Raw genomic sequence first — 8,568 nt, 5'->3', positions numbered from 1 at the left:
CCTGGGGCTGAAGTCGGTCCCAAGGGTATGGCTGTTCGCCATTTAAAGTGGTACGCGAGCTGGGTTTAGAACGTCGTGAGACAGTTCGGTCCCTATCTGCCGTGGGCGTTGGAAAATTGAAAGGGGCTGCTCCTAGTACGAGAGGACCGGAGTGGACGAACCTCTGGTGTTCGGGTTGTCATGCCAATGGCATTGCCCGGTAGCTAAGTTCGGAATCGATAACCGCTGAAAGCATCTAAGCGGGAAGCGAGCCTTGAGATGAGTTTTCCCTGACGCTTTAAGCGTCCTAAAGGGTTGTCGTAGACTACGACGTTGATAGGCAGGGTGTGTAAGTGCTGCGAGGCATTGAGCTAACCTGTACTAATTGCCCGTGAGGCTTAACCATACAACACCCAAGGGGTTTTGTGGACTCAATAGAAATACCAAACGCTTGAATGAGTTTGAAGAGAATTTTAAATCAGTTTTCCAGATTATTTTGCCTTCAGTTTTTAAAAAACTGAAAGTAAAAGAAAAATTTGCTTGGCGACCATAGCATTGTGGACCCACCTGATTCCATGCCGAACTCAGAAGTGAAACACAATAGCGCCGATGGTAGTGTGGGGCTTCCCCATGTGAGAGTAGGACATCGCCAGGCTTTAAATTAAATCTTTAGGTTGACCGACCTGGAGATATGGACGCTCACTTAGTGAGTTGACCACTGCGGAGTGGTAGTTCAGTTGGTTAGAATACCGGCCTGTCACGCCGGGGGTCGCGGGTTCGAGTCCCGTCCACTCCGCCACTTATTCAGAGTTTCAGCTCTTTAAAACTGAAATAGGGGTGTAGCTCCAATTGGCAGAGCAGCGGATTCCAAATCCGCGTGTTGGGAGTTCGAATCTCTCCACCCCTGCCATATTTAAGGCTCTAGTCGAAAGACTAGAGCCTTTTTACTTTCTGGTGGCGAAATACTTCATAATCCCCTTTCAGCTTCTTCCACCTCAAATACCTCTCTGTCTATCCCCAAAAAGTTACCAATAATCGTCAACTCTTCTCGAATGCCGACTAGTATAGATAATATGCATCACTTACATGGAACGGTTATGAGGTTATCTTTTGTTTTAGTTGTCCTGTTTTATTCATTTTCTGCTTTGGCAACCCCATGGGAAGAAGAAAAAATCCCGACAAGAAACTCAACCTCATCAATAGGTAGTTATGCTAATGGCTGCCTTGATGGAGCACAGGCTCTACCTATTAATGGTTTGGGGTATCAAATCATTCGTCCCCAAAGAGAACGCTACTATGGCCATACAGAAGCTATAAAGTTTATCGAGAGGTTAGGTGTAACTACTAGCGAGAAACTCAATACTAATTTATTGGTCGGTGATATTTCTCTTCCTAGAGGAGGGCGCTTTTCTTCCGGTCATTCAAGTCATCAAACCGGGTTAGATATTGATATATGGTTAAGGTTAACGAGTAAGAGATTGTCAGAAAACGAGTTAGCTGTGCCTAAACCTGTGAGCGTTGTGGATCTTACTAACTACAAATTGCGTCAATCGAATTGGACTGATGAGCATTTTCAAGTTATTCGTTATGCAGCGAAAGATGAAAAAGTGGTGCGTATTTTTGTTCATCCAGTGATTAAGCAAACCCTTTGTGAGCAAGAAGATTCTGACGCAGATGATAGAGCTTGGCTTGGAAAAATCAGACCTTGGTGGGGACATCATTCACATTTTCATGTTCGCTTGAAGTGCCCTGAAGGGAGTTCAAACTGCATAGCCCAAGCAAGCCCTCCTAAAGGTGATGGTTGTGGAGACGAACTTGCAAGTTGGGCTCCGAAAACTATACCTGTTCCTCCTCCTAAAAAAGTCGTAAAAAGTAAGAAAAAGAAGAAAGTTAAAGTGATGCCAAGTCAATGTTTAGCCTTGATATCTAATAAGTAATCGCATCTATCAAGGTTAATTACAGTGGTCACGACACTGGCTTTCTCGTCTCTGAAACTGGAGAAATGTCACACTTTTGTCTAGAGTTTATAAACACTAGATTAAGAATATCGTTTGATATTAATAAAATCAATTACGGTATCAGCAACGGCGATGACGAATTTGACAAGGTTTGGTCAGGGATGGAGTGTTTTAGGGTGAAAGATGCGGCTTATATGCAGTATGCGAAATCAGAGTCTGATACCCGTCGATAGATAATTCAAGGATAAGACTATGACTATGATTTGTGCCAAGGAATTTTCAGAATGGTTAAGACATAGGTTCAACGCTGAAAGTTCTGGTATTTCGATTTCGAGAGATGACATTACCCAACTGACAGGTAGACAACGCTTAGACCCTAGCTTCGTGAATGATGTTCACTATGAATTGATGAAGTATGGAATGGCATTTGTGACTGATACTGGGCGGGAACACTTTTATCTAGTTCCTGTTTCTCAGTCGATAAATTGGCGGGAGCGACTCGAATATCAATTTGAAAAAGAGCTCTTCTGCAATATTTATCCAATCGAAAAGTCAGGATAAAAAAAAGGTTCAACTTACAATAAGTTGAACCTTTTCTCTTTTAGGTCAAGCCTTGAATGATAACAAACTTCTCAAGTAGCTCATCATCAGTTTCAATATGGTTGGGGTCAGTGATGATGCACTTGGTAATCGGGCATACAGATTGACACGTTGGCTTCTCATAGTGACCTTTACATTCAGTACATAAATCTGGATCGATCTCGAAGATACTGTCACCCATAGTGATTGCACCATTTGGGCATTCAGGGTCACACATATCGCAGTTTATGCACTTGTCAGTGATTAACAGAGCCATTGCTTACTTCTCGGTTTTCTAAGTAAAGTTACTTACCTGATGCGTTACGTGTGTCTTGGCCTTCGCTCAAGTTACGCATCAACAAGCCGTACTCTAGATCTAGATCTGCTGGTACAGGGATAAATACAAAGTGACCGTTACCTTTCGCATCTTCTACTGCTTCAGACTTACGGTTTTCCATCATCTCTAGCGTGAAAACAACGTTACCTTTCGGTGTCATCATTTCTAAGCTATCGCCAACTAGGAATTTGTTCTTCACTTCTACTTCCGCTAGGTCACCGCGGCGCTTACCTGTGAATTCACCAACAAACTGTTGAGTGTCTGAGATAGAGTAACCGTACTCGTAGTTTTGGTACGTATCATGAGTGTGGCGGCGTAGGAAACCTTCAGTGTAACCACGGTGAGCTAGGCTCTCTAGTGTACCCATTAGGCTTTCATCGAACGGCTTGCCTGCTACAGCGTCATCGATCGCTTTACGGTAAACCTGTGCTGTACGTGCACAGTAGTAGAAAGACTTAGTACGACCTTCGATTTTCAGAGAGTGGACACCCATCTTCGTTAGGCGTTCAACGTGTTGGATCGCGCGAAGATCTTTTGAGTTCATGATGTAAGTACCATGCTCATCTTCAAACGCTGCCATTTTCTCTTCTGGCTTATGTGACTCAGAAAGTAGAACGACTTCGTCGGTTGGTTTACCAAGACCTAGTGTGTTGTCTGGACGTTCGTCTTGAACTTCTACTTCTTGAATCTCAACACCAGTAGGGTTTGCTTCAACGATCTGACCGTTTTCGTCTTCTTTTGCCGCTTCTGTTTTGTATTCCCAACGACAAGCGTTAGTGCAAGTACCTTGGTTTGGATCGCGTTTGTTCATGTAGCCAGAAAGTAGGCAACGACCAGAATACGCCATGCAAAGTGCACCGTGAACAAAGATCTCTAGCTCTGTTTCAGGGCAGTGTTCGCGAATCTCTTCGATCTCTTCAAGAGAAAGCTCACGAGATAGAATCACACGCTCAACGCCTTGAGTTGACCAGAACTTAACGGTCGCCCAGTTTACTGCGTTTGCTTGAACAGAAAGGTGGATTGGCATCTCAGGGAATGCTTCACGAACCATCATGATAAGACCAGGATCTGACATGATAAGAGCGTCTGGGCCCATATCGACAACAGGTTTAAGGTCGCGAATAAATGTTTTTAATTTAGAGTTGTGCGGCTGAATGTTACATACAACATATAACTTTTTGCCTTGAGCATGAGCTTCATCGATACCAATTTGTAGGTTTTCGTGATTGAACTCGTTGTTACGAACGCGAAGGCTGTAACGTGGCTGGCCAGCGTATACTGCATCTGCGCCGTAGGCGAATGCGTAACGCATGTTTTTAAGGCTTCCTGCCGGTGATAATAGTTCAGGTACAAATGGTTTTTGTGTAGTCATTGCTTCGTTCTCTAATCTGATCTCAAGTCAGGTTGATACCACCAAGTGATATCAAAGGGGCGCAAATTTTACGCTAAAATGAGTTTGGTTGATAGCCCTAAAGATAGCAATGACATTAACAAGAGGGTCTAGAGACAGATATAAGTGAGAACTTAGTGAGAAATAAGCTCAGATACCGTTAGCACCTGAGCTTATAGTTTGACTGATTAAGCGTTAGGTTGAGTTAACCCGCCTAATGATTCAAATAGATTTGGAAGGAAAACACTGAACTCACCACAAAGTAGAGAGAAGTCTGCATCAAAACGCGCAGCTTGATCTTCACGAGGAATATCGTCGTTTTCGTCTTTGAGCTCATCACTGAATTTCAGGCGCTTGATGCTGCCATCTTCTGCAAGAATGAACTCAATACGGTCTTGCCAGTTGATAAGAAGTTTCGTCACCATCTTATTGGCTTCGATGTGGTTTTTAATCTCATCAGCTTCTAGTTCTTGTTTCTTAACTCGAACAATACCGCCGTCTTCTTGAATAGATTTTAGCTCTGCCTCATCAAGCATAGTGATACCTTGAGGCGTATCGCCAGACTTAACCCATTCAGTTAATGTTGTTTCGATCGCTTGCTCTGGAATAGCAGGCACTACTGGCAGGCTACCCATTGTCTTACGTAGCAATGCCAATACATCTTCTGCTTTTTTATAGCTACTCGCATCAACCACAATGAAACCTTCTTTTGGCATGATCAGCGCGTATGTAAAATTACTGCGGCTGAATGCGCGAGGAAGTAGATCAATGATGATGTCTTCTTTTAGGCTGTCTTTCTCTTTCTTTTTCAGAGGGGTACCAGACTCTGCCTCAAGCGTTTCTACTTTTGCGTTCAGTGATTCTTTGATCACAGAAGCGGGTAGCATCTTCTCTTCTTTCTTTGCACAGATAAGAATGCGGTTTTCTGATACGTGCGTCATCATATCGCCATGTCTACCCATTGCGTGTACCCAACCAAACTTCTGTTTGTCTTGGCTACCACAAGGAGTAAAGCGGAATTCTTCAAGTTGTTTCTCTAGCTGATCTGCGTTGAAATCAATATCACGGTTGAAGCGATAGACTAGGCAATTTTTAAACCACATAAATTTTTCTCATACCTTTTTAGAAGTGCTTCATGATATGAGATCTAATTCGATTTGTCCTTAGCTCTGTATCAAAAGTTGTAAAGTGAAACGTTTGAGACAGTTATATGAAAATTTGTTTTCAAAGGTCACAAAAGTGTCATAATTAACTCAGATAATGCAATGCGTTGATTAAATACAAAGGCTATTCAATTATGTCGAGAAGGATTCTGGTCGTTGAAGATGAAGCACCTATTCGTGAGATGCTGTGTTTTGTACTTGAACAAAAAGGCTACCAAGCAGTAGAGGCTGAAGATTACGATACAGCGGTAAACAAGCTATGTGAACCTTTCCCAGATCTAGTATTACTAGATTGGATGCTACCTGGTGGTAGCGGGATAAACTTTATCAAGCACATGAAGCGTGAAGAGTTAACTCGTAACATCCCAGTGGTGATGCTGACGGCTCGTGGTGAAGAAGAAGATAAGGTTCGCGGTTTAGAAGTTGGCGCTGACGACTACATTACCAAACCATTTTCGCCAAAAGAGTTAGTAGCTCGCCTGAAAGCGGTTATTCGCCGAGTAACCCCAACCGCATTGGAAGATGTGATTGACGTTCAAGGTCTTAAACTAGACCCTGTATCACACCGTGTTACCGCGAGTGAAGGTCCAGTAGATATGGGCCCAACAGAATTCAAAATGCTGCACTTCTTTATGACGCACCAAGAGCGTGTATACAGCCGAGAGCAATTACTGAATAACGTCTGGGGCACCAACGTTTACGTTGAAGATCGTACTGTTGATGTACATATTCGACGCCTGCGTAAAGCACTTGAATCTGCAGGTCACGACAAGCTAATCCAAACGGTTCGCGGTGCGGGCTACCGTTTTTCTATAAAGGCTTAGTGTGGCTCGCTACCCAGTTTACGGAGTCCTGAATGGTTGAAAAGTTAACCTGGAAAAAGCTGGCTTGGGAGCTGGCTTTTTTTTACGCACCTTGGGTTTTAGTCGGTTGGATATTCGGCTACCTACCTTGGTTACTGCTGGCTGCCACGGTATTGCAGCTCGGCTGGCATCTACATAATCAAATGCGTTTGTCCGCATGGTTGTGGGATGAGAAGCGTCTAACGCCACCATCAGGTTCTGGGAATTGGGAATCTCTGTTCAACGGTATTTATCGTATGCAGCAGAGACAGCGTCGCAAGCGTAAAGAATTGACCAATCTTATTCGCCGTTTCCGTAACGGTGCAGAATCGCTTCCCGATGCCGTTGTGGTATTTCGCGGTGAAGGTAATATCGTTTGGTGTAATAAGCTCGCTCAATATTTACTTGGGTTTCGCTGGCCGGACGATTCAGGACAACCGATTTCTAACTTGATCCGCACGCCGGACTTCATTAAGTATCTTAATAAACAAGATTTTTCAGAACCGTTAGAGATGCCTTCGCCACTGAATGTGGAGCGTATGCTTGAGTTGCGTATTGTGCCGTATACCGAGGGTGAACACTTAATGGTGGTACGTGATGTTACTCAGCTAAAGCAGCTAGAAGGTATGCGTCGTAACTTCTTTGCTAACGTTTCTCACGAGCTACGTACTCCAATGACCGTACTTCAGGGCTACCTTGAAATGACGGAAGATCCAGACATGGTCGTTGGGCCTATGTGGCCTAAAGCTCATGGTGTGATGACCGAGCAATTGAATCGCATGAACAGTCTGGTCAATCAACTACTCACGCTTTCTAAAATTGAAGCTGCGCCAATGCATGAGCTTGATGAAGTGGTCAACGTTCCCGCTATGCTTGAGGTTCTTGAGAAAGAAGCCGCGAGCTTGAGTGGTGACCGCGAACACAAGCTTGAGTTTGATATTGATAAGAGCCTACGTGTATTAGCTGATGAAGACCAATTGAGAAGTGCGATATCGAATTTGGTTTATAACGCAGTGAAATACACACCACCGGGCGCGACGGTTAAGGTGCGTTGGTACCAGACCAGTCAAGGCGCGTGTTTGGATGTGTCCGATACTGGGGACGGTATTGAGCCACAACACTTACATCGACTCACAGAGCGTTTCTACCGTGTAGATAAAGCACGCTCACGTGATACTGGTGGTAGTGGTCTTGGATTAGCGATTGTGAAACACGCGCTTAGTCACCATGACTCACATTTAGAAATTCAAAGTGAAGTGGGCGTCGGTAGTCGATTCCATTTTACTTTACCAAATCGACTGACCGTATCATGAGTTGCTCGATACGCAGGATGCGTTTTCCAGTCAGCTCATTATTAGCGTTTGTTTTAGTTAACCCTGTGCATGCCGAACAGGGTGTCGATTCTCTTCCTGATTATTCTAAGGTTCCGGGAATTTCTGGGAGCTTATTATCGGTCGGTTCGGATACCTTAGCGGGTATGACGACGTTATGGGTGGAAGAGTTCAAGTCCTACTACCCAAATGTTAACGCTCAAGTCCAAGCATCGGGTTCTTCTACTGCTCCTCCAGCCTTAACCGAAGGGACTGCACATCTAGGGCCAATGAGTCGACCGATGCGCCTGCGAGAAATTGAAGCATTTGAAAGGGAGCACGGATATAAGCCAACAGCACTGCGAGTTGCTATCGATGCGATTGGACTTTTTGTGCATCGTGATAACCCTATTGAGGGGCTCAACTTTCGTCAGATTGATGGCATCTTTTCCGAGACTCTACGCTGCGGAGCGACTAAGCCTCTCAATAGCTGGCAAGATCTCGGAATCGAACAACCATGGGCAAAACATCGATTCCAACTGTTCGGCCGCAATTCAGTATCGGGTACCTACGGTTACTTCAAACAGAATGCGCTGTGCGGTGGTGATTTTAAAAATCGCGTGAATGAGCAGCCTGGTTCCGCATCCGTTGTGCAATCGGTCGCTTCATCAATCAGTGGGATCGGTTACTCAGGTATTGGCTATCGTGTAGCAGGTGTAAAGCTTATTCCTATTTCAGAGCATGGTTCTGATTATGTAGAGCCGACTCGAGCGAATATCTTGAGCGGTGATTACCCTCTATCACGCTTTCTTTATGTGTACGTGAACAAACACCCAGATAAACCGCTTTCTCCTGTTGAGAGAGAGTTCCTCACTTTTGTATTCTCAAAGCAAGGGCAAGAACTGGTAGAGAAGGATGGCTACTTAGCGATACCGTCTGAGTTCGCAGAGCAAGAGTTGGCGAAAGTCGGGCTCTGATTGAGGTCACTGCGAACGTAGAAAAGAAACCTA

The 8,568-nt window shown here is 44.4% G+C and carries 8 protein-coding genes, 2 tRNA genes and 2 rRNA genes; 9 read left to right on the top strand and 3 right to left on the bottom strand.

Translation table 11 applies throughout. The features are described from left to right. The 6 genes from CWO08_RS22615 to CWO08_RS22590 all read left to right on the top strand — a co-directional run. Positions 1 to 385: ribosomal RNA gene (locus tag CWO08_RS22615) — 23S ribosomal RNA — on the top strand; the annotation flags it as partial. Between the two features lie 133 nt (positions 386 to 518). After that, positions 519 to 634 (top strand): 5S ribosomal RNA (rrf, locus tag CWO08_RS22610). A gap of 67 nt (positions 635 to 701) precedes the next feature. Then, positions 702 to 778 (top strand) — tRNA-Asp (locus CWO08_RS22605). Between the two features lie 34 nt (positions 779 to 812). Then, a tRNA-Trp gene (locus tag CWO08_RS22600) sits at positions 813 to 889 on the top strand. A gap of 187 nt (positions 890 to 1,076) precedes the next feature. Continuing rightward, positions 1,077 to 1,916: a penicillin-insensitive murein endopeptidase gene (gene mepA, locus CWO08_RS22595; protein ID WP_108021151.1), complete on the top strand. Its 840-nt coding sequence runs from the start codon at positions 1,077 to 1,079 to the stop codon at positions 1,914 to 1,916. Between the two features lie 273 nt (positions 1,917 to 2,189). After that, on the top strand, positions 2,190 to 2,498 hold the full coding sequence (locus CWO08_RS22590; protein WP_108021150.1) for a hypothetical protein: 309 nt from the start codon (positions 2,190 to 2,192) through the stop codon (positions 2,496 to 2,498). Between the two features lie 40 nt (positions 2,499 to 2,538). On the opposite strand, the gene CWO08_RS22585 is transcribed toward CWO08_RS22590, so the two are convergent. From CWO08_RS22585 to rdgC, 3 genes are all read right to left on the bottom strand, one after another. Then, entirely contained in the window at positions 2,539 to 2,793 is a 255-nt protein-coding gene (locus tag CWO08_RS22585; protein WP_004735061.1) for a YfhL family 4Fe-4S dicluster ferredoxin, read from the bottom strand. Positions 2,794 to 2,821: 28 nt separating this feature from the next. After that, positions 2,822 to 4,225 (bottom strand): tRNA 5-hydroxyuridine modification protein YegQ, encoded by a 1,404-nt coding sequence (yegQ, locus tag CWO08_RS22580; RefSeq protein WP_048663751.1) that lies wholly within the window; start codon positions 4,223 to 4,225, stop codon positions 2,822 to 2,824. A gap of 206 nt (positions 4,226 to 4,431) precedes the next feature. Continuing rightward, complete coding sequence (rdgC, locus tag CWO08_RS22575; RefSeq protein WP_017062534.1) at positions 4,432 to 5,346, bottom strand: recombination-associated protein RdgC; 915 nt, start codon at positions 5,344 to 5,346, stop codon at positions 4,432 to 4,434. A gap of 194 nt (positions 5,347 to 5,540) precedes the next feature. On the opposite strand from rdgC, the gene phoB reads away from it, so the two are divergent. From phoB to CWO08_RS22560, 3 genes are read left to right on the top strand one after another with little or no spacing between them, the layout of a single operon-like run. Continuing rightward, complete coding sequence (phoB, locus tag CWO08_RS22570) at positions 5,541 to 6,230, top strand: phosphate regulon transcriptional regulator PhoB (RefSeq protein ID WP_108021149.1); 690 nt, start codon at positions 5,541 to 5,543, stop codon at positions 6,228 to 6,230. A gap of 32 nt (positions 6,231 to 6,262) precedes the next feature. Continuing rightward, the gene (gene phoR, locus CWO08_RS22565) at positions 6,263 to 7,561 is read left to right on the top strand and encodes a phosphate regulon sensor histidine kinase PhoR (RefSeq protein ID WP_019823041.1); all 1,299 of its coding nucleotides are present in this window, start codon (positions 6,263 to 6,265) and stop codon (positions 7,559 to 7,561) included. After that, the gene (locus CWO08_RS22560) at positions 7,558 to 8,535 is read left to right on the top strand and encodes a PstS family phosphate ABC transporter substrate-binding protein (RefSeq protein WP_102432986.1); all 978 of its coding nucleotides are present in this window, start codon (positions 7,558 to 7,560) and stop codon (positions 8,533 to 8,535) included. Before phoR ends, CWO08_RS22560 begins: the two co-directional genes overlap by 4 nt. The last annotated feature ends 33 nt before the right edge of the window (positions 8,536 to 8,568 follow it).

Source organism: Vibrio sp. 10N.286.48.B8 (assembly GCF_003050085.1).
Classification (GTDB): Bacteria; Pseudomonadota; Gammaproteobacteria; order Enterobacterales; family Vibrionaceae; genus Vibrio; species Vibrio crassostreae.
This window is presented reverse-complemented; position numbering and strand designations above follow the sequence as displayed.